Raw genomic sequence first — 19,260 nt, forward strand, 5'->3', positions numbered from 1 at the left:
GCTAGGGTTAATGCGTGGGTCAGATTGAGATGGAAAAACCGGGGGCTAGTGGGTCACTTCTGGGTGGAAATCAACAGACATGGTGCGCGCCGCCTCTTACCGCGCCAGCACCGGCGCCAGTGCCTTGCCGGTGTGGGTGCCGATCTTCACCAGCTCCTCGGGGGTTCCCGTGGCCACGATGCGTCCGCCCTCTTTGCCGCCTTCGGGGCCCAGATCGATGATCCAGTCCGCCTCGGCAATCACGTCGAGGTCATGCTCGATGACCACCACGCTGTGGCCGCCGTCGACAAGGCGGTGCAGCACATGGATGAGCTTGTCCACGTCGGCCATGTGCAGGCCCACGGTGGGCTCGTCCAGCACATACAGCGTGTGCGGAGCCTTCTGTCCGCGCCGGCCGATATCGTCGCGCACCTTGGTCAGCTCGGTCACCAGCTTGATGCGCTGGGCCTCGCCGCCCGACAGCGTGGGCGATGGCTGGCCCAGGGTCAGATAGCCCAGGCCCACGTCTTTCAGCAGCTGCAGCGGATGGGCAATCGAAGGCATGGAGGCGAAGAACTCCACGGCCTCGTCGACCTCCATCTGCAGCACATCGCCAATGCTCTTGCCGCGCCAGCTCACGGCCAGCGTCTCGGGGTTGAAGCGTGCACCGTGGCAGACTTCGCAAGGCACTTTCACATCGGGTAGAAAACTCATCTCGATGGTGCGCACGCCCTGGCCTTCGCAGGCCGGGCAACGGCCTTCGCCCGTGTTGAACGAGAAGCGGCCAGCCGCATAGCCGCGGGCCTTGGCCTCCAGGGTCTCGGCGAACAGCTTGCGAATCGTGTCCCAGAAGCCGATATAGGTCGCCGGGCAGGAGCGCGGCGTCTTGCCGATCGGCGTCTGGTCGACTTCGAGCACGCGGTCAATCGTCTCGAAACCCTTGAGCCCCTTGCAGCCCACGAGCGCCGGCGACCTGCCGGCATCCATGGCATCGCGCCCTGCCTTGGTCGAGCGCTGCTGCACCCAGGCCGCCACATTGCTCAGCAGCACATCGCGCGCCAGCGTGGACTTGCCCGAGCCCGAAACACCAGTCACGGCCACCAGGCGCTTAAGCGGAACCCGGGCCTCCACGCTCTGCAGATTGTGCAGATTCGCGCCCAGCACCGTCAGCCAGTGCAAGGCGTCGCTCTCTTGCTGCACCACATTTTCAGTAGCAGCTACCGCTTTCTTTTTCTTGGCTTTGGATGGTTTCTTCTCTGAAACTGCCATATCACCAGTGTCAGCAGCTTCTGCATTGATAGCAGCCGGTTGTTCCGGAGGCTCGCCCTCCCCCACCCATAGACGAGGCTTGAAGGGATGGCGCATGGCGTGCAGCAGATAGCGCCCCGTGACCGAGTCCTTGGCCGCCATGATGTCATCCACCGTGCCCTCAGCCACCAGACGGCCGCCACGAATGCCGGCGCTGGGGCCGATATCGATCACATGGTCGGCGCGGCGAATCGTGTCTTCGTCATGCTCCACCACCACCAGCGTGTTGCCCTTGTCGCCGAGCTTGTGCAGGGCATTGAGCAGGATCTGGTTGTCGCGCGCATGCAGGCCGATGGTGGGCTCATCCAGCACATAGCAGACGCCTTGCAGATTGCTGCCCAGCTGCGCGGCCAGACGGATGCGCTGGGCTTCGCCCCCGCTCAGGGTAGGTGCGCCGCGATCCAGCGTCAGATAGTTGAGACCGACTTCTTCCAGGAATTCGAGACGGCTCTGGATCTCGGGGATCAGGTCGCGCGCAATATCGGCTTCGCGGCCCGTGAGCTCCAGGCTCTGTATCCAGTGGCGCACATCGCTGACCGACAGCTGGGCGATATCGGTAATCGCCTCGTCGTGAAACTTCACGGCTCGCGCCACGGGGTTCAGACGTGTGCCATGGCATTTGGGACAAACGACTTCAGCCAGGTCTTCCACTTCCTGGCCTTCGAACTTCACCTCACGGCCCCGGTTGTCGTCGGCCAGCAAGGTGTCGTCATAGACCTTGCGCTGGTCCTTGGTCAGCTTCACGCCCGTGCCCACGCAATCGGGACACCAGCCATGCTTGCTGTTGTAGGAGAACAGACGCGGGTCCAGCTCGGCATAGCTGGTGGCGCAGACCGGGCAGGCGCGCTGGGTGGAGAACACCTGCAGCGCACCGATGCCGGCCGTGCTCCGGCCGCCCTGCATGGCGTCGGCCAGATTCTCGATGCCCGAGAGCACATGCAGCACGCCCTTGCCGATCTCCAGCGCCTGGCGCAGATGGCCGCGCAGCTCCTTCTCGTTGGCCGCTGTCACCGTCACGCTGGCCACGGGCAGCTCGATGGTGTGCTCCTTGAAACGGTCTATGCGCGGAAAGCCCGTGGTCGGCAGAAACTCGCCGTCCACGCGCAGATGCGTGTAGCCCTTGGGTCTGGCCCAGTCGGCCAGTTCGGTATAGACGCCCTTGCGGTTGACGACCAGCGGACTCAAGAGGCCTATGGTCTGGCCACGGAAATTCGTCATCAGCTGCGCGGCAATGCTTTCCTCGGTCTGCGGCTGGACGATGGCATCGTCGTGTATGCAGTGCTGCACGCCCAGCTTCACATAGAGCAGACGCAGAAAGTGCCAGACCTCGGTGGTCGTGCCCACCGTGGACTTGCGACCGCCGCGCGACAGGCGCTGCTCGATGGCCACCGTGGGCGGAATGCCGTAGACCGCATCGACCTCGGGCCGGCCCGCAGGCTGCACGATGGAGCGCGCATAGGCATTGAGCGATTCGAGATAGCGACGCTGGCCTTCGTTGAACAGAATGTCGAAAGCCAGCGTGGATTTTCCGGAACCCGAGACACCGGTCACCACATTGAACTTGCCGCGAGGCACATCGACCGTCAGCGACTTGAGGTTGTGCTCCTTGGCGTTGACGATTTCAATCGCATTCTTGGCCTGCAGCGCTTGTGCGGCCTTGGCCTTGCGCTCTGGTTTGTAGAGCATGGGCGCGACTTCGCGCACCGCCTCGCCGCCCACGCCCATGGCCAGGTCGTATTCACGCAAGGCCTGGGCCGTGTGCGACTCTTGCACATGGCGCACATCTTCAGGCGTGCCCTGGGCCACTATCAGACCGCCGCCATCGCCGCCTTCGGGGCCCAGATCGATGAGCCAGTCACTGGCGCGAATCACATCCAGATTGTGCTCGATGACGATCAGCGAGTGGCCCGCTTCCAGCAACTTGCGCAATGCGCGCATGAGCTTGGCGATGTCTTCGAAATGCAGGCCGGTCGTGGGCTCGTCGAACAGGAACAGCGTGCCTTTCTTGGCCAGCGACTGCTTGGACTTGCTTTGCGCGCGAGCCGCTTCCGCGAGGAAGCCTGCCAGTTTCAAGCGCTGTGCCTCGCCGCCCGACAGCGTGGGCACGGGCTGGCCCAGCTTCACATATTCCAGACCCACATCGACGATGGGCTGCAGCGCGCGGATCACATCGCGGTCCTGCGCAAACAGCAGCGCGGCTTCGGCCACCGTGAGCTCCAGCACATCGGCCACATTCAGCGGCTGGCCGTTGCGCTCGATTTTCACTTCGAGGATCTCGGGGCGATAACGCGTGCCGTTGCAATCGGGGCAGCGCAGATAGACGTCCGAGAGGAACTGCATCTCCACATGCTCGAAGCCCGAGCCGCCGCAGGTCGGACAGCGGCCGTCGCCGCTGTTGAAGCTGAACTTGGCAGCCGTGTAGCCGCGCTGGCGCGACAGCGGCGCCACGGCGAACAGCTCGCGGATCGCATCCCAGGCGCCCACATAGCTGACCGGGTTGGAGCGCGCCGTCTTGCCGATGGGCGACTGGTCCACGAACATCACATCGGCCAGATGGTCCGCGCCCAGCAGGCGCTCGAACGCGCCCGCCGCATCGGTGGGCTTGCCGAAATGGCGCATCAGCGCTGGCACCAGCACATCCTGGATCAGCGTGGATTTGCCCGAGCCCGACACGCCGGTGATGGTGACCAGGCGCTGCAGCGGAAAGTCCACGCTGATATCGCGCAGATTGTGCTCGCGCGCGCCTTCGAGAATCAGGCGCGGCGTGCTCTCGGTCACCATGCGCTTGAGCCCGAAGCCCACCTGCTTGCGCCCGCCCAGATAGGCGCCGGTCAGGGTATCGGCCTGGCGCAGATCCTCGGGCGTGCCGTCGAACACGATCTGGCCGCCGCGTGCGCCAGGGCCAGGGCCCATGTCTATCATGCGGTCGGCGGCAAACATCACGGCGGGGTCATGCTCCACCACAACCAGCGTATTTCCCGCATCGCGCAGGCGCTGCATGGCCTCGGTGATGCGTTCCATATCGCGCGGGTGCAGACCTATCGATGGCTCGTCGAGCACGAACAAGGTATTGACCAGCGAAGTGCCCAAGGCGGTGGTCAGATTGATGCGCTGCACCTCGCCACCGCTCAGCGTGCGGCTCTGGCGGTCCAGCGTGAGATAGCCTATGCCCACATCGCACAGATACTGCAGCCGCGTCATGACTTCTGCATGCAGCATCCTCAATGCCTGGGCTTCACCATCATTTTTAGCGGCGTTGTTGTCTGGCGCCAGCTGCGCAAAGAAGTCACGCAGGCGCGTGATCGGCAGGCGCATCAGGTCATGCAGACACAGGCCAGGCAGGCTTTCCAGCTGCTCTCGGCTCCAGCCCACCGCCTGCGGCATGAAGCGCTGGTATCTGCCGCTCTCGTCGCCGGGCGGCAGCACGGCATCCGCAGCCTGCTTGCCGCCTATGCGCCAGAGCAGGCTTTCGGTCTTGAGACGCGCACCTCCACATGTCGGGCATTCGGTATAGCTGCGGTACTTGGACAGCAGCACCCGGATATGCATCTTGTAGGCCTTGCTTTCGAGATACTCGAAAAAGCGGCGAATGCCATACCAGGTCTGGCTCCACTTGCCGTTCCAGTTGGGCGAGCCTTCGATCACCCAGTCCTTCTGCGCCTGGGTCAGCTTGGACCAGGCCGTATCGCGTGGAATGCCCTCGGCCTCGGAATGGCGCATCAAATCGTCCTGAATCTCCTTCCAGGCCGGCGTCTGGATCGGCTTGATGACACCGGTGCGCAAGGTGAGCTTTTCATTGGGAATCACCAGTCCCCAGTCGACCCCGATGACGCGACCGAAACCACGGCAGGCATCGCAGGCGCCCACCGCGGAGTTGAAGGAAAACAGCGAGGGAATCGGCTCCTGATAGGTCAGATTGCTCTCGGGGCAATGCAGACCCAGCGAGAACTTCCACAGCTCGGGCTCGGCCGCCTCAACACCGCTTTCAGGCAACACATAGACCGTAAGCCTGCCGCTGCCGCGCTTGAGGCCCACCTCGATCGCCTCCATGGCGCGGGACCGCTCGGCCTTTCCGAGGCGAAAGCGGTCGGCAATCACATCCAGCACCTTGATCTTCTCGGGGGCTGGCTTGGCCTTTTTCTTGCCCTTGGCGACCTCATCAGCTGCTGGGTGAGCGCGCTCCACTTCGCGCTCGGCCTGCACCTTGGTGAAGCCGCTGGCAGACAGCCATTGCTCCACCTCTTCGGCCGAGGTATTGGCCGGCAGCTCCACCGGGAAGGTGATGGCAATGCGCGGGTCGCCTGCGGCCTCGCAGCGCTGGGCCAATTCGGCATAAATGCTGTCCGCCGTATCGTGGCGCACCGGCAGGGCCGTCCTGCTGTCGAACAACTGGGCCGCGCGCGCAAACAGCAGCTTGAGGTGATCGTTGATCTCCGTCATCGTGCCCACGGTGGAGCGCGAGTTGCGCACCGGGTTGGTCTGATCGATGGCAATCGCAGGTGGCACCCCCTCGACCTTGTCCACGGCCGGCTTGTCCATGCGATCGAGAAACTGGCGGGCATAGGCGGAGAAGGTCTCGACATAGCGGCGCTGACCCTCGGCGTACAGCGTGTCGAACACCAGACTGGACTTGCCCGAGCCGCTGGGGCCGGTGACTACGGTCAGCTCACCGGTACGGATATCGATGTCCAGATTGCGAAGATTGTGCTGGCGAGCACCACGGATACGGATCAGGCCCTGCGTCATGTTCTGCGGTCTTTTCTATGGAGGCCAAACATTCTAGGCAGTCCTGGCATGGGCCTTGGGTGCGCATGTGCATTACCGTTTCAGCGTGCAGCCAGGGCCGCCGAAAAAAGCCCCGGCTGGCGGGGCTTTGATCGAGTGCTGCTGCCTTCATTTGGATTCTGCCGGTGCATGAATCGCATCCGCACCATGCTTTTCTCCACTCATATCCACCTTGTCGCCCGCCTTCATGATGACAAACAGCGCAACGGCAGCAAACACCACAAAACCAATCGCCAGCTTCCACATATCAGTCTCCAGAGTGTTATGAATAAGCAGCTGGTGCAGCCGCTCGTGCCACACCAGTCAGCACGACCATTGAGCCTGAGCGAGTTTGCGCGTGGCTTACTGCCAGACAGGCTGCACATAAGAAAAAACCCCATGCCTTGCGACATGGGGTATGAACTTGGAGTAATGGTCTGCATTATCAGCTGCAGCTGCTGGAGACACCGCTTGCGCGGTGCACAAATTAGAAGTTGTGACGCACGCCCAGAGCGAAGGAGCTGAAGTCCGCGCCGGCAGTACCGGTCACATAGTTCGCACCCTTGCTGTTGTTCACCTTGGTGTAGTAGCCATACACCTTGGTGCGCTTGCTCAGGTTGTAGTTGTAGCCCAGAGTCCACTGAGTGGCGGCGGAGTCAGCAATATGGCTCCACTTGTTGGCGTGACCCACGTTGGCATGGAATTCCGAAGCGCCCATGGTGTACATGGCCGACAGACGGAAGTTGTTGCGCGAACCAGCGCCAGTGGCGGTGATCTTGTTGTCGTCCTTGTTACGCTGGTAGTAGGCACCCAGAGTCACTTGACCGAATGTGTACAGGCCGCGCAGAGCAGCTTGCCAGTTGTCACCCACCTTGCTGAAGCCTGCGCCCAGGTGCAGAGGACCGGTGGCGTAGTTGGCAGCCAGGTCGTAGCCGTTCTTGCGAGGACCGACAGTGGGGTCCTTCTCGTGCATAGACACGGAGGCATCCACCGTCAGGCCGCCCATGTTGGGGGTGCGATAGCCGATCTTGTTCTTGGTGCTCAGACCGCCGAACCAGACGGGATCGTAGTACAGCGCATCGGAAGAAGAACCGGTGTCGTGGTTGTGCATGCTGATGTAGTCAGCAGTTGCGTAGTAGGACTCGGGGACGAAGTTGCCCAGACGGATCATGCCGAAGCCGCCGGACAGGTTCACTTCGCTCTGACGCGCAAAGGACATGCCGGAGGTGGGGTGGGTCCAGGCGGAACCGGTACCGGTGTCGGAGTTGAAGCCGGACTCCAGGGTGAAGCCTGCCTTCAGGCCGCCACCCAGATCTTCGGTACCGCGAATGCCCCAGCGGGAAGCATTGTTGTACAGGCCGGACACCGACTCATCGCCCACCTTCTGGCGTTCGACTGTGGTGTTGATACGGCCGTACAGCGTCACGCTGCTCTGTGCCATTGCGGTGGTTGCGCCCATCACAGCCAGTGCGGCCAGTGCGATGCGAGTCATCTTGGTCATTCAGTGCTCCTATGTCCTGGGATAGTGTTTTTTGCACCGCATTGGCTTGTAGGTTGTTGGCCCTCTCGCGGCTAGGTGTGATTCTAGGTTGGCCCCTCTCAAAAGCATGATTTCCATCGCAAAAAAGTAACGCAATGATGCTTTGTTGCCACACTGCTGTAACCCACTAGTGCTGAGGCAAACAAAAAAGACCTGCAAAGCACAAGCCTTGCAGGTCTTTGATGCGATGCTGCATAAATTGCAGCATCAGCGCCTGGCATCAGTCTTCGGCGTAGATGTCGCGATCCTTGGTTTCGGGCACGAACAGCGTGCCGATCACGGCCGTCACACCAGCGATGATGATGGGGTACCAGAGACCGTTGTACATATTGCCGGTCTGCGCCACGATGGCGAAGGACATGGTGGGCAGCAGACCGCCAAACCAGCCGTTGCCGATGTGATAGGGCAAGCTCATCGAGGTGTAGCGGATGCGTGTCGGGAACAGCTCCACCAGCATGGCTGCGATGGGGCCGTAGACCATGGTCACCAGCAGCACCAGATAGGTCAGTATCACGACCATCATGACCTTGTTCATCTTGGCGGGGTCGGCCTTGGTGGGATAGCCATCCTTGGCCAGTTCTGCAGCCACAGTCTTCTTGAACGCACCGTCCTTGGCCTTGGCGTCTTCAGGGCTCAGGCCCTTGAGCGAGAACGAAGGAATCTCGGTCGCACCGATACGGATCATGGCCTGCGTGCCTGCAGCCGCCTCTTCGGTTTCATAACTCACGGAACCCGCAGCCAGCACCTGCTTGGCCACGTCGCAGGAACTGGTGAACTTGGTCGTGCCTGTGGGGTTGAACTGGAAGGAGCACTCCGCAGGATCGGCCACGATGACCACCTTGTTCTTGGCTTGAGCCGCAGCCAGGTCGGGGTTGGCGGCTTCGGTCAGCGCCTTGAAGACCGGGAAGTAGGTCAACACGGCCAGAATGCAGCCCAGCATGATGATGGGCTTGCGACCGATCTTGTCGGACAGCGTGCCGAAGATCACAAAGAAAGGCGTGCCGATCAGCAGTGCGGCGGCAATCATCAGATTGGCCGTCACGGCATCGACCTTGAGCTGCTGCGTCAAAAAGAACAGCGCATAGAACTGGCCGGTATACCAGACCACAGCCTGGCCGGCAGTCAGGCCGACCAGCGCCAGAATCACGATCTTGAGGTTCTTCCACTGACCGAACGACTCAGTCAGAGGCGCCTTGGACACCTTGCCCTCGGCCTTCATCTTCTGGAAGGCTGGAGACTCGGACAGCGTCATGCGAATCCAGACCGAGATGGCCAGCAGCAAAATGGAAACCAGGAAGGGAATACGCCAACCCCAGTCGGCAAACTTCTCTTCGCCCATCGAGGTACGCACACCCAGAATCACCAGCAGCGACAGGAACAGGCCCAGCGTTGCCGTGGTCTGAATCCACGAGGTGTAGGCACCGCGCTTGCCATGCGGCGCATGTTCTGCCACATAGGTGGCAGCGCCGCCGTACTCACCGCCCAGGGCCAGGCCTTGCAGCATGCGCAGCGCGATCAGGATGACGGGGGCGGCCACGCCAATGCTGGCGTAGTTGGGCAAGATGCCGACGATGAAGGTGGACAGGCCCATGATCAGAATCGTCACCAGGAAGGTGTACTTGCGCCCGATCATGTCGCCCAGACGGCCGAACACCAGCGCGCCGAAGGGGCGCACGATGAAGCCTGCCGCAAAGGCCAGCAACGCGAAGATGAAGGCCGACCCTGCATCCAGACCGCTGAAGAACTGCTTGGCGATGATGGCTGCCAGAGATCCGTACAGATAGAAGTCGTACCACTCGAAAACGGTTCCGAGGGAAGACGCAAAGATGACTTTGCGCTCTTCCGGGCTCATCGGCCTTGGGGCCGATTTACCTCCCATATGTGCTGTCGCATTGATGGCCATGTTTGTCTCCTAGGTTTTGGAATTTCAGGCGCTGCCAACTCACCTGTTTGCCCAATATCAAAGCGACAACTGACCGCTAACTTACAAAAAAATGCTTCTCAAAAATTCAAGACTGGGCATTACCCGACCCTCTCCGCACTTACCCGGATTGGTTTTTTTTTGATGTGAAAAACCAGGGGCAAACACCGATATCGTAAGTAAGGAGACGGTCAGACGGGCTTCTCAGAATGCATCGCAAGCAAGCCACCGAGCACCTGATGGCAGGCTGGAAAACTTCAAAGGAGACAACGCTGTGCGAGACCCGGTGATAGAGACAATCCAAAGCAACCCCGCCTACCAGCAGCTGCGCCGCAAGCGCAATCGCCTCGGCCTGGCGCTGACCGTCCTGATGCTGATCGTGTACTACGGCTATGTCGCGCTGATTGCATTCGACAAGGAATTCCTGGCTCGGCCCATCGGCGCTGGAGTGACCACGCTGGGCATTCCCATCGGCATGGGCGTCATCATTTTTTCCGTGATCATTACCGGCCTCTATGTGCGCCGCGCCAACAACGAGTTTGATCAGCTCACCCGCGACATTCTCAAAGGCATCAAGCAATGAAGCAGCGCATCTCTTCCCAATGGCTGGCGGGCGCTGCGGCGCTGGTCGCGACAGCTCCCGTGCTGGCCGCCGGCGGCGACGTCGGCAACGCCGCCAAGCAGGCCACCAACTGGACGGCCATCATCATGTTCACCGCCTTTGTGGTGGCAACCCTGTGGATCACCAAATGGGCGGCGGGCCGCACCAAGTCGGCGTCCGATTTCTATACCGCAGGCGGCGGCATCACCGGCTTTCAGAACGGTCTGGCGATTGCGGGCGACTATATGTCCGCCGCCTCCTTCCTGGGCATCTCGGCCTCCGTCATGGCCAGCGGCTATGACGGCCTGATCTACTCCATCGGCTTTCTGGTCGGCTGGCCGATTCTGACTTTTCTGCTGGCGGAACGCCTGCGCAATCTGGGCCGCTTCACTTTTGCCGACGTGGCCGGCTACCGTTTCGAGCAAAAGCCCTTCCGGATTTTTGCCTCCTGCGGCACGCTGGTCGTGGTGGCCTTCTATCTGATTGCCCAGATGGTGGGCGCAGGCCAGCTGATCAAGCTGCTGTTCGGTCTGGACTACTGGATTGCCGTGGTGCTGGTCGGCGGCCTGATGATGATCTATGTGCTGTTCGGCGGCATGACGGCCACCACCTGGGTGCAGATCATCAAGGCCTGCCTGCTGCTGGCCGGCGTGACCTTCATGGGCTTCATGGTGCTGGCCAAGTACGGCTTCAGCCCCGAGGCACTGTTTGCCGAAGGTGTGAAGGTTCGCACCCAGATCGCCGCAAATGGCGGCGCAGAGCCATCCGTGGCAGAAAAGCTCGGTCTGGCCATCATGGGTCCGGGCGGCTTCATCAAGGACCCGATCTCCGCCATCAGCTTCGGCATGGCGCTGATGTTCGGCACCCTGGGCCTGCCCCACATCCTGATGCGCTTCTTCACCGTGCCTGACGCCAAGGAAGCACGCAAGAGCGTGTTCTGGGCCACGACCTGGATCGGCTACTTCTATGTGCTGATCTTCATCATCGGCTTCGGCGCCATCACCCTGGTGCTCACCAACCCCGAAATGGCGGACACGGCCAAGGGCGTGATCCACGGCGGCGCAGGCACGGCCAATATGGCGGCCGTGCTGGTGGCCAAGACCGTAGGCGGCGATGTGTTCTACGGCTTCATCTCGGCCGTGGCCTTTGCCACGATTCTCGCCGTGGTCGCAGGTCTGACCCTGTCCGGCGCCTCGGCCGTCTCGCACGACCTCTACGCCACCGTCATCAAGAAGGGCAAGGCCGACAGCGCCTCCGAACTCAAGGTCTCGCGCATCACCACGCTGTGCCTGGGCTTTGTGGCCGTGCTGCTGGGCATTGTGTTCGAGAAGCAGAACATCGCCTTCATGGTCTCGCTGGCCTTTGCCGTGGCGGCTTCGGCCAACTTCCCGCCGCTGCTGCTGTCGGTGCTGTGGAAAGACTGCACCACCAAGGGCGCCGTCATCGGCGGCTTCATGGGCCTGGTCTCCTCCGTGGGTCTGACCATCGTCTCGCCCTCGGTATGGGAAGGCACCTTGGGCAACCCGGCCGGCTCGGCCTGGTTCCCCTACGCCTCGCCTGCACTGTTCTCCATGGCGATCGGCTTCTTCGGCGTGTGGCTGTTCTCCGTGCTCGACAAGAGCGCTCAGGCTGCCAAGGAGCGCGCCGTGTTCCCTGCGCAGCAAGTGCGCTCGGAAACCGGTCTGGGTGCCGCAGGCGCATCGGGCCACTGATGATGTGAATGGCCCGGCGCCATGCCGGGCCCCGGCAGGAATCTGCCCTCACCTCGGCCCGCAGAGACCGCCACGGTTTCTGCGGGCCGCTCTCATTCCACGTCCATCCCGCCGGCCTGCGCCAACTCGAACAACAGCTCTCGCGCCCACTGGTGCCCCGCAGAGCGATGGGTGCGCGCATGCCAGGCAGCCGTCTTGGTGAAGCCGGGAATTTCCAGCGGCGGCGCCAGCACCACCAGCCCCGAGTCGGGCTTGACCAGCCGCCTGGGCACGACGGCAATCAGATCGCAGCTGCGCAGGATTTCGGGCAGCACCAGAAAGCTGGTCACGGACAGCGCCACACGCCGCTTGCGGCCCAGACGCTCCAGCGCCTCGTCCGTCACACCATGAAAACTGCCTCCGTCATAGGACACCAGCGCATGGTCCAGAGCGCAGAAGCGCTCCAGTGACAGGCCACGCCGGCGCGCATCGGGATGGCCCTGGCGCATCACGCAAACATAGCGTTCGTCGAACAGTCGGCGCGCATGCAGATCGGGGGCCGTGCGCTCCGGCGTGACCAGCGCCAGGTCGATATCACCGCGTTCCAGCCGCTCGTGCAGCGGCAGATGCTGTGCCGGTACCACGGCCACACACAGACCGGGCGCGCGTTGGCGCAACACGGCCAGAAACGGCAGCACCACCGCCTGCAGCGCGTAATCCGTGGCGGCAATGCGCAGCGTCATATGCGCCGTGGCCGGATCAAAGGCCTGGGGGCGCAGCAGCGCCTCGGCATTGCACAGCAACTCCTTGAGCGGCCCGGCCAGGGCCAGCGCGCGCAGCGTGGGGGCTATGCCGCGCTGCGTGCGCACGAACAAGGGATCGTCGAAGCTCTCGCGCAGCCGCGTCAGCATGCCGCTGACCGCCGGCTGGGTCAGCGCCAGACGCTCGGCAGCGCGCGTCACGCTGCGCTCGTCCAGCAGCGCATCCAGGGCTTTGAGCAGATTCAGGTCCAGACTCTTGATATCAGTCGGCATGATTTCAAAAATCAGAAATATCGATTGGATTTATTTCATCACAGACCCCATCATTTCCCCATTCCCTTCGACAGAAGCCCTGCATGCACCGCATTCACTGGTCCGCCGACTACATGCCGGCACCACCAAAAACTTCGTCTCCAGCGAGCTCATTGCCCGGGGACTGTATCCGCCGCTTTCCGAGCCCTGATGCCCTTGATTTTTTGATAGCTGTCAGTACCTTCATTCATTGATTTTCAGTTTGATTTCATGCTGAAAACAGTCCATGAAAAGCGCCAGGCGCTATCAAACCTTTTGCATCCTGCATTGCCGCAGGACTGCTGGCTCATTCCATTCGCACCACCGATACTTCGCATGTCTGCACTCTTTACCCCTTTCACCCTCAAAAGCCTGACCCTGCGCAACCGCATCGCCATTCCGCCGATGTGCCAGTACAGCGCCGTGGACGGTCTCACCAATGACTGGCACCAGGTCCACTACGCCTCCATGGCGCGCGGCGGCGCGGGACTGGTGATCGTCGAAGCCACGGGCGTGTCGCCCGAGGGCCGCATCTCGCCCGACTGCACCGGTCTGTGGAACGACGGCCAGATCGACGGCATGTCGCGCATTGCCGCCGGCATCAAGGCCGCAGGCGCCGTGCCCGGCATCCAGATCGGCCATGCCGGACGCAAGGCCAGCGCCAACAATCCCTGGGAAGGCGACGACCATATTGCCGAAGGCGATGCCCGCGGCTGGCAGCCGATTGCGCCATCGGCAATCGCCTTTGGCGGCGGTCTGCCGCGTGTTCCTCGCGCCATGACGCTTGCGGACATCGCCCGCGTGCAGGACGACTTTGTAGCGGCGGCCCGCCGCGCGCTTGCGGCCGGCTTCGAATGGCTGGAACTGCACTTTGCCCACGGCTATCTGGCCCAGAGCTTTTTCTCGCCCCACAGCAACCAGCGCGACGACGCCTATGGCGGCAGCTTCAGCAACCGCGCCCGCTTTCTGCTGGAGACCGTGGCCAAGGTGCGCGAGGTCTGGCCCGAGCATCTGCCGCTGACCGCGCGTTTCGGCGTCATCGAGTACGACGGCCGCGACGAAGAAACCCTGGAGGAATCGATTGCCGTGACGCGCCAGATGCGCGAGCGCGGCCTGGACCTGCTCAATGTCAGCGTCAACTTCGTGATTCCCGATGTGAAGATCCCCTGGGGTACGCCCGCCTTCCTCGCTCCCATCGCCCAGCGCGTGAGCCGCAGCGCCGGCCTGCCCGTGGCCTCAGGTTGGGGCATGGATGATCCACAGATTGCCGAGCGCATCGTGGCCGACGGCCAGGTCGATCTGGTGATGATCGGCCGCGCCCATCTGGCCAATCCGCACTACGCCTACCAGCTGGCGCAAAGCCTGGGCGTTGCCCGTCCCGACTGGACGCTGCCCGCTCCCTATGCCCATTGGCTGGAACGCTATCGCGGCGCCGCCAAGCAGGCCACAGCCTGAGAGCCGGCCGTCGCCCCTCCACGCGCCAAAGATATCGACCGCAAGGAGGCCGGGCTGCCTGCGCTCCCGCGCCATGCAGTCGGCCAAGGTTTTCACCGGCGGCCCGCCCCACGACCTGCACCGCAGAACTGGACGCCACCGCGCTAGGGCGGGAAAGAGCGCACCGCATTGATGCCTCACCCGCCCGCAGCAAAGCCCGCAACCAGTCTCATCGGCCTTGCAAGGCAGGCGCCGGCTCAGGAGACGCTCGCGCGCTCCAGCACCGCCAGCACGTTGCGCGCCGCTCCCACTCCCATGTTCACATAGGCATCCGAGGTCACGCCGCCGATGTGCGGACTGAGGATGAAACCCGGCTGGTGCAGGAACGGGTGGCCAGCCGCCATGGGCTCAACGGCAAAGCTGTCCAGGCCCGCGGCGCTGACCTGGCCTTGCTGCACGGCGGCCAGCAGCGCGGCCTCGTCGATGAGACCTCCGCGCGCGGTGTTGACCACAATCACGCCGCGCCTACAGCACGCCAGGGTTGTGGCGTTGAGCAGATTGAGGTTGTCGTCGGTCAGCGGGCAGTGCAGCGAGATCGCATCGCTTTCGCGCCACAGCGTATCCAGGTCCACGGCCTGCACGTAGCTGGGCAACTGGCCCGCAAAGGGATCGAAGCCGATCACGCGCATGCCCAGTGCATCGGCCATCTTCGCAAAGCGCAGGCCTATGGCGCCCAGGCCGACCAGTCCCACGGTACGCCCGGCCAGCTCCAGGCTTTTGTGCGTGGCCTTGTCCCAATGGCCGGAGTGCATGCGCGAGTCCAGCTGCACCACCGACTTGGCGCAGGCCAGCAGCAGGGCCAGGGCCTGTTCGGCCACGGCCGCCGCGTTGGCGCCAACCGCTGCCACGACCTCGATGCCGCGCTGCGCGGCCTCGGCCTTGTCTATGGTGTCCGTGCCGCTGCCGTGCTTGGAAATCACCTTGAGCGAAGGTCCGGCGTCCATGACCGCAGCCCCCACCTTGCCGTAGCGCACGATGATGGCGACGGGATCATGCCGGCGGCACAGGGCCACCAGGTCTTGCTCGGTGGGCGTCTTGCCCGCGTAGACTATGTCGTGGCCTTGCAGCAAATCCAGTGCCTGCTGCGCCAGGTCAGCGCCCGTGACGATGATGGTGCTCACAGCGTCTCTCCTTCCTTGAGCACGCCGGCCGCGCGCAGCGCGGCGGGCAGCCACCTCGAGGCCGTGTCGCCGCGGGCGATGGCCTCGATGCGCGCGGCCTCGTCGACCACTTTCCTGTCGGCCAGCGCCAACATGGCGGGCGCCTTGGCGCGCTCGATCACGACCACGCCGTCGGCGTCGCCCACCACCAGGTCGCCCGGGTTCACCGTCGCACCGCCACAGGAGATGGGGTGGTTGATGCGACCGGGCACGAACTTGGTCGGACCTGCAGGATTGAAGCCGGCGCTGAACACCGGAAAGCCAAGCTCCAGCAGCTCGAGCTTGTCGCGGATCGCGCCATCCACGATCACGCCGCCAAGGCCTGTCTTCTTACAGGCGCTGAGCATCAGCGTACCCATCAGGGCCGCAGTCTGGTCTCCCTTGCCGTCGATGACCAGGATATCGCCGGGCTTGGCCAGGGCGATGGCGGCGTGGATCATCAGGTTGTCTCCGGGGCGCACCTCGACGGTGAAGGCCGGACCGGCGAGCTTCATATCCTGATGCACGGGCGCCACGCGTGCGTTCATGGTACCGCGGCGGCCTGCCACGTCGGCCAGGATGGCGGCCTGGAAGCTCGATGCCTTCTGGACGACCTCGGCGCTGACGCGCTCGATGTCACGGATGATTTCTGAAAGTTGGCTCATGATGATTAGGTCCGCGGTCCGGTCCGGTTGCAGGGGTGAAAGTAAAGAAGGAGCAGGAGTGGCAGGGCGCACGGCGTCCTGCCCACAAGGGCATGTGCGCCAGGTGTGCTGGGTGGGTGGCTTGTTGGCGCGATGACGCGGTGGCGTGATCGGGCTCAGTCCAGGCTGGCGCCCGAGTCCTTGACGATGCGGCCCCAGCGCGGCACCTCGGTGCGCAGCAGCTGGGCGAAGGCCTGGGGCGTGCCGCCCAGCACGTCGCCGCCCTCGGAGCGCAGCTTCTCGGCCACATCGGCCTGCTTCAGGGCCCGGTTGATGGCCTTGTTGAGCTGCTGCACGATGGCCTCGGGCGTGCCCGCGGGCGCCAGCACGCCGTACCAGGAGCTGGCCTCGAAGTCCTTGTAGCCGAGCTCGGCCAGCGTGGGCGTGTCGGGCAACTGGCTGGAGCGCGCCAGCGAGGTCACGACAATGGGCCGCAGCTTGCCGTTGCGCACCTGGCCAAGCAGCGTGGGAATGGCGGACATGTACAGGTCGATCTGTCCGCCCACCAGGTCCGTCATGGCCTGGCCTGCTCCCTTGTAGGGCACATGGCGCAGGCTCATGCCCGAAATCTTCTGGGCCTGCTCGCCCGCCAGATGGGCCACGGTGCCGTTCCCCGAATAGCCCAGGGTGATGCCGTCGGGCCTGGCCTTGGCCGCCGTCACCAGATCGGCAAAGGTCTTGTAGGGCGTGTTGGCGGGAGCGGCCATGACGATGGGCGCCGAGGACACCAGGGCCACGGGCGCCAGGCTCTTGATCGGGTCGTAGGGTAGCTTGGCGTAGAGCCAGGGGTTGATGGCGAGATTGCTGGTCTGGCCCATGACCAGGGTGTAGCCATCGGGCGCGGCCTTGGCCGCGGCGTCCACGCCCAGGTTGCCGCCCGCGCCGGGGCGGTTGTCCACCACCACGCTCCACTTGTTCTGCTCGGCCATCTTCTGGGCCACGGTGCGCGCAATCATGTCCGTGCCGCCGCCAGGCGGGAACGGCACGATCAGGCGGATCGGCTTGGCCGGATAGGCGGGCTGCGCCAGCGCGCTGTCGAAGGGAGTGACTACACCCACGAAGCCGAGCACGGCGGCATGCAGGGCGCGCGAAAGCGGGCGAAAGTTCATCTGTTGTCTCCTGTTGGTCGCTTTGAAGCGTGTTCTGATGCGTGCGGCCGGAATCCCCGACCGCTGGAGGCGACTGTAGGCAAACGTTTCAACCCATACAATGCTGTTTCGCAGAATGAAACACATTGCACCATGAGCAACCCCACCCAATCCGCACAGAAGTCCGGCGACGGCGTCATCGCCGTCACCCGCGCACTGCAGCTGCTCGAGGCCTTTGCGCTGGGCGAATCCCATCTTTCACTGGCCGAACTCAGCCGGCGCTGCAGCCTGCACAAGACCACGGTGCTGCGGCTGGCGCGCACGCTGGCCCAGTCGGGCTACATGGTGCAGCGCGAGGACGGGGAATGGCGGCTGGGCCCTTCCTCGGGCTGGCTGGGCGCGCGCTACCAGGCGGGCTTCGATGTGCAGAACGTGCTGGAGCCCGCGCTGCGCGAGCTCACCCAACTCAGCGGCGAGAGCGCCGCCTTCTACGTGCGCGAGGGCCATGTGCGTACCTGCCTGGTACGCGTGGAAGGGCCGCAGGCCCTGCGCCACCATGCGCGCATGGGCGAGGGGTTGCCACTGGACAAAGGCTCGCCGGGCCGCGTCATCCTGGCGTTCTCGGGCGAGCCCGGCGAGATCTACGAGCAGATCCGCCAAAAGGGCTACCACTGCTCCATCGGCGAGCGCGAGCAAGGTGTGGCAACGGTTTCGGCGCCGGTGTTCGGCATGCACTGGCGGCTCATGGGATCGGTCTGCATCTCGGGCCCCGCATCACGCCTGCCCGAGGCCAGGCTCGAAGCCCTGGCCCGGACCGTGATCGCCGCAGCCAACAAGCTGTCCTATGCGCTGGCCGGCAATTCCGCCACACCGGCCGCCAGCCCTGTGCGCGCCACGCAGTGGCATCCCTGAGCGCAGGGGAGCGGCCTCGAAAGAATCTATTCCTGTCGAAATGAGGATTCAAAAACAATAGCTTTTATCGCTTGCTGCAATTAAAACTCAGATACTTATTTATCTGATTTACTTATCCATCAAGCGGTAGAAGCTATCTTTTTATGCAATGGCTGCGCTCGGGTGAGCTCAGCGCGCCCAGGCGCAGCCGCCATCCACGACCAGGGTGGAGCCCACCACATAGTCGCCGGCGCGCGAGGCCAGGAAGATGGCGGCGCCGGCCATATCCTCGGGCTCGCCGATGCGGCCCAGGGGCACGCGCCCCGCGGCCTCGTCCGCATGGTCGCGCGCGTTCTTGTTCATCTCCGAGGCGAACGGGCCGGGCGCGATGGCGCTGACCACGATGCGCTCGGGCGCCAGGCGCAGGGCCATGCGCTTGGTCAGGTGGATCAGGCCGGCCTTGCTGGCCGCGTAGGAGTAGGTCTCCCAGGGGTTGACCGAGACGCCGTCAATGGAGGCAATGTTGATGACCTTGGCCAGCTGCGCGCCCGCGGCCGACTTGCGCAGCATGGGCGTGAGCGCCTGGGTCAGGAAGAAGGGCGACTTCATGTTCAGGTCCACGACCTTGTCCCAGCCGCTTTCGGGAAATTCGTCATAGGGCGCGCCCCAGGCCGCGCCCGCGTTGTTGACTAGGATGCCCAGCTGATCTTCGTGCGCCGCATAGGCATCGACCAGCGACTTCACGCCGTCCATGGTGGACACGTCGGCAGGCAGCGAAACGCAGTGGCCCAGCTCCGACAGCTCGCGCGCCGTCTGGTCGCAGGCCTCGGCCTTGCGCGCCGAGATGTACACGCGCGCGCCCTGGCGCACAAAGCCTTCGGCGATCATGCGGCCGATACCGCGCGAACCACCGGTGACAAGAGCCGTGCGGCCCTTGAGCGAAAACATCTGCTGGGTATCCATGGTGCGGTCTCCTTGATGGTCTTGAAAACCGCACCAGCTTATGCAAGGCCCGCCACGCCCGGCGTCGCCTAGGCGCCATGGCCGATGCCAAAGAGAAAGCACCGTCCTGCGTGTCGATCCCGGCT

General features: G+C 63.5%; 14 protein-coding genes. 5 read left to right on the top strand and 9 right to left on the bottom strand.

Features of this window, described 5'->3' with window-relative positions; genetic code table 11:
• Nucleotides 1–96: 96 nt before the first annotated feature.
• The 4 genes from uvrA to ACWGXF_RS20890 all read right to left on the bottom strand — a co-directional run bounded on the left by uvrA (nucleotide 97) and on the right by ACWGXF_RS20890 (nucleotide 9,494).
• Nucleotides 97–6,033, bottom strand: a complete 5,937-nt coding sequence (gene uvrA, locus ACWGXF_RS20875; protein ID WP_256629698.1) for an excinuclease ABC subunit UvrA — start codon at nucleotides 6,031–6,033, stop codon at nucleotides 97–99.
• 147 nt (nucleotides 6,034–6,180) lie between these two features.
• Nucleotides 6,181–6,318 (bottom strand): hypothetical protein, encoded by a 138-nt coding sequence (locus ACWGXF_RS20880; RefSeq protein WP_003059044.1) that lies wholly within the window; start codon nucleotides 6,316–6,318, stop codon nucleotides 6,181–6,183.
• A gap of 220 nt (nucleotides 6,319–6,538) precedes the next feature.
• Complete coding sequence (locus ACWGXF_RS20885; protein ID WP_039049475.1) at nucleotides 6,539–7,552, bottom strand: porin; 1,014 nt, start codon at nucleotides 7,550–7,552, stop codon at nucleotides 6,539–6,541.
• A 259-nt stretch (nucleotides 7,553–7,811) separates the two neighbouring features.
• The gene (locus ACWGXF_RS20890) at nucleotides 7,812–9,494 is read right to left on the bottom strand and encodes an MFS transporter (RefSeq protein ID WP_003061688.1); all 1,683 of its coding nucleotides are present in this window, start codon (nucleotides 9,492–9,494) and stop codon (nucleotides 7,812–7,814) included.
• Nucleotides 9,495–9,786: 292 nt separating this feature from the next.
• On the opposite strand from ACWGXF_RS20890, the gene ACWGXF_RS20895 reads away from it, so the two are divergent.
• Both ACWGXF_RS20895 and ACWGXF_RS20900 read left to right on the top strand, forming a co-directional pair.
• The gene (locus ACWGXF_RS20895) at nucleotides 9,787–10,095 is read left to right on the top strand and encodes a DUF485 domain-containing protein (RefSeq protein WP_003061686.1); all 309 of its coding nucleotides are present in this window, start codon (nucleotides 9,787–9,789) and stop codon (nucleotides 10,093–10,095) included.
• A complete protein-coding gene (locus ACWGXF_RS20900; RefSeq protein ID WP_012836910.1) occupies nucleotides 10,092–11,825 on the top strand; it encodes a cation acetate symporter in 1,734 nt (577 codons plus the stop codon). The genes ACWGXF_RS20895 and ACWGXF_RS20900 overlap by 4 nt, the downstream gene beginning before the upstream one ends.
• A 92-nt stretch (nucleotides 11,826–11,917) precedes the next feature.
• Here ACWGXF_RS20900 and ACWGXF_RS20905 read toward each other — a convergent pair whose 3' ends face one another.
• Entirely contained in the window at nucleotides 11,918–12,838 is a 921-nt protein-coding gene (locus tag ACWGXF_RS20905) for a LysR family transcriptional regulator (RefSeq protein WP_256629697.1), read from the bottom strand.
• Here ACWGXF_RS20905 and ACWGXF_RS20910 point away from each other — a divergent pair.
• Together ACWGXF_RS20910 and ACWGXF_RS20915 are read left to right on the top strand one after the other, a co-directional pair.
• Nucleotides 12,837–13,028 carry a hypothetical protein gene (locus tag ACWGXF_RS20910; RefSeq protein WP_452102448.1) on the top strand — a complete coding sequence of 64 codons (192 nt, stop codon included), beginning with the start codon at nucleotides 12,837–12,839 and terminating at the stop codon, nucleotides 13,026–13,028. The genes ACWGXF_RS20905 and ACWGXF_RS20910 overlap by 2 nt on opposite strands.
• Before the next feature lie 164 nt (nucleotides 13,029–13,192).
• On the top strand, nucleotides 13,193–14,311 hold the full coding sequence (locus ACWGXF_RS20915; RefSeq protein ID WP_229227973.1) for an NADH:flavin oxidoreductase/NADH oxidase: 1,119 nt from the start codon (nucleotides 13,193–13,195) through the stop codon (nucleotides 14,309–14,311).
• 236 nt (nucleotides 14,312–14,547) lie between these two features.
• Here ACWGXF_RS20915 and ACWGXF_RS20920 read toward each other — a convergent pair whose 3' ends face one another.
• From ACWGXF_RS20920 to ACWGXF_RS20930, 3 genes are all read right to left on the bottom strand, one after another.
• Complete coding sequence (locus ACWGXF_RS20920; protein WP_054075824.1) at nucleotides 14,548–15,471, bottom strand: NAD(P)-dependent oxidoreductase; 924 nt, start codon at nucleotides 15,469–15,471, stop codon at nucleotides 14,548–14,550.
• The gene (locus tag ACWGXF_RS20925) at nucleotides 15,468–16,154 is read right to left on the bottom strand and encodes an RraA family protein (RefSeq protein WP_046460966.1); all 687 of its coding nucleotides are present in this window, start codon (nucleotides 16,152–16,154) and stop codon (nucleotides 15,468–15,470) included. The genes ACWGXF_RS20920 and ACWGXF_RS20925 overlap by 4 nt, the downstream gene beginning before the upstream one ends.
• 155 nt (nucleotides 16,155–16,309) lie before the next feature.
• Complete coding sequence (locus tag ACWGXF_RS20930) at nucleotides 16,310–17,302, bottom strand: Bug family tripartite tricarboxylate transporter substrate binding protein (protein ID WP_054075822.1); 993 nt, start codon at nucleotides 17,300–17,302, stop codon at nucleotides 16,310–16,312.
• A 132-nt stretch (nucleotides 17,303–17,434) separates the two neighbouring features.
• Between ACWGXF_RS20930 and ACWGXF_RS20935 the strand changes: the two genes are divergently transcribed.
• Nucleotides 17,435–18,193 (top strand): IclR family transcriptional regulator, encoded by a 759-nt coding sequence (locus ACWGXF_RS20935; RefSeq protein WP_256629694.1) that lies wholly within the window; start codon nucleotides 17,435–17,437, stop codon nucleotides 18,191–18,193.
• A gap of 168 nt (nucleotides 18,194–18,361) precedes the next feature.
• Here the strand turns inward: ACWGXF_RS20935 and ACWGXF_RS20940 are convergent, their stop codons facing one another.
• Entirely contained in the window at nucleotides 18,362–19,135 is a 774-nt protein-coding gene (locus tag ACWGXF_RS20940) for a glucose 1-dehydrogenase (RefSeq protein WP_034357137.1), read from the bottom strand.
• Between the last annotated feature and the right edge of the window lie 125 nt (nucleotides 19,136–19,260).

Source organism: Comamonas sp. HJ-2 (assembly GCF_053615495.1).

Bases quoted from the DNA above. Each gene is read 5' to 3' on its own strand.
- ACWGXF_RS20935 (WP_256629694.1), top strand. From the start codon at position 17,435: ATGAGCAACCCCACCCAATCCGCACAGAAGTCCGGCGACGGCGTCATC.
- ACWGXF_RS20910 (WP_452102448.1), top strand. From the start codon at position 12,837: ATGATTTCAAAAATCAGAAATATCGATTGGATTTATTTCATCACAGAC.
- ACWGXF_RS20885 (WP_039049475.1), bottom strand. From the start codon at position 7,552: ATGACCAAGATGACTCGCATCGCACTGGCCGCACTGGCTGTGATGGGC.
- ACWGXF_RS20880 (WP_003059044.1), bottom strand. From the start codon at position 6,318: ATGTGGAAGCTGGCGATTGGTTTTGTGGTGTTTGCTGCCGTTGCGCTG.
- ACWGXF_RS20940 (WP_034357137.1), bottom strand. From the start codon at position 19,135: ATGGATACCCAGCAGATGTTTTCGCTCAAGGGCCGCACGGCTCTTGTC.
- uvrA (WP_256629698.1), bottom strand. From the start codon at position 6,033: ATGACGCAGGGCCTGATCCGTATCCGTGGTGCTCGCCAGCACAATCTT.
- ACWGXF_RS20915 (WP_229227973.1), top strand. From the start codon at position 13,193: ATGTCTGCACTCTTTACCCCTTTCACCCTCAAAAGCCTGACCCTGCGC.
- ACWGXF_RS20925 (WP_046460966.1), bottom strand. From the start codon at position 16,154: ATGAGCCAACTTTCAGAAATCATCCGTGACATCGAGCGCGTCAGCGCC.
- ACWGXF_RS20905 (WP_256629697.1), bottom strand. From the start codon at position 12,838: ATGCCGACTGATATCAAGAGTCTGGACCTGAATCTGCTCAAAGCCCTG.
- ACWGXF_RS20900 (WP_012836910.1), top strand. From the start codon at position 10,092: ATGAAGCAGCGCATCTCTTCCCAATGGCTGGCGGGCGCTGCGGCGCTG.
- ACWGXF_RS20930 (WP_054075822.1), bottom strand. From the start codon at position 17,302: ATGAACTTTCGCCCGCTTTCGCGCGCCCTGCATGCCGCCGTGCTCGGC.
- ACWGXF_RS20890 (WP_003061688.1), bottom strand. From the start codon at position 9,494: ATGGCCATCAATGCGACAGCACATATGGGAGGTAAATCGGCCCCAAGG.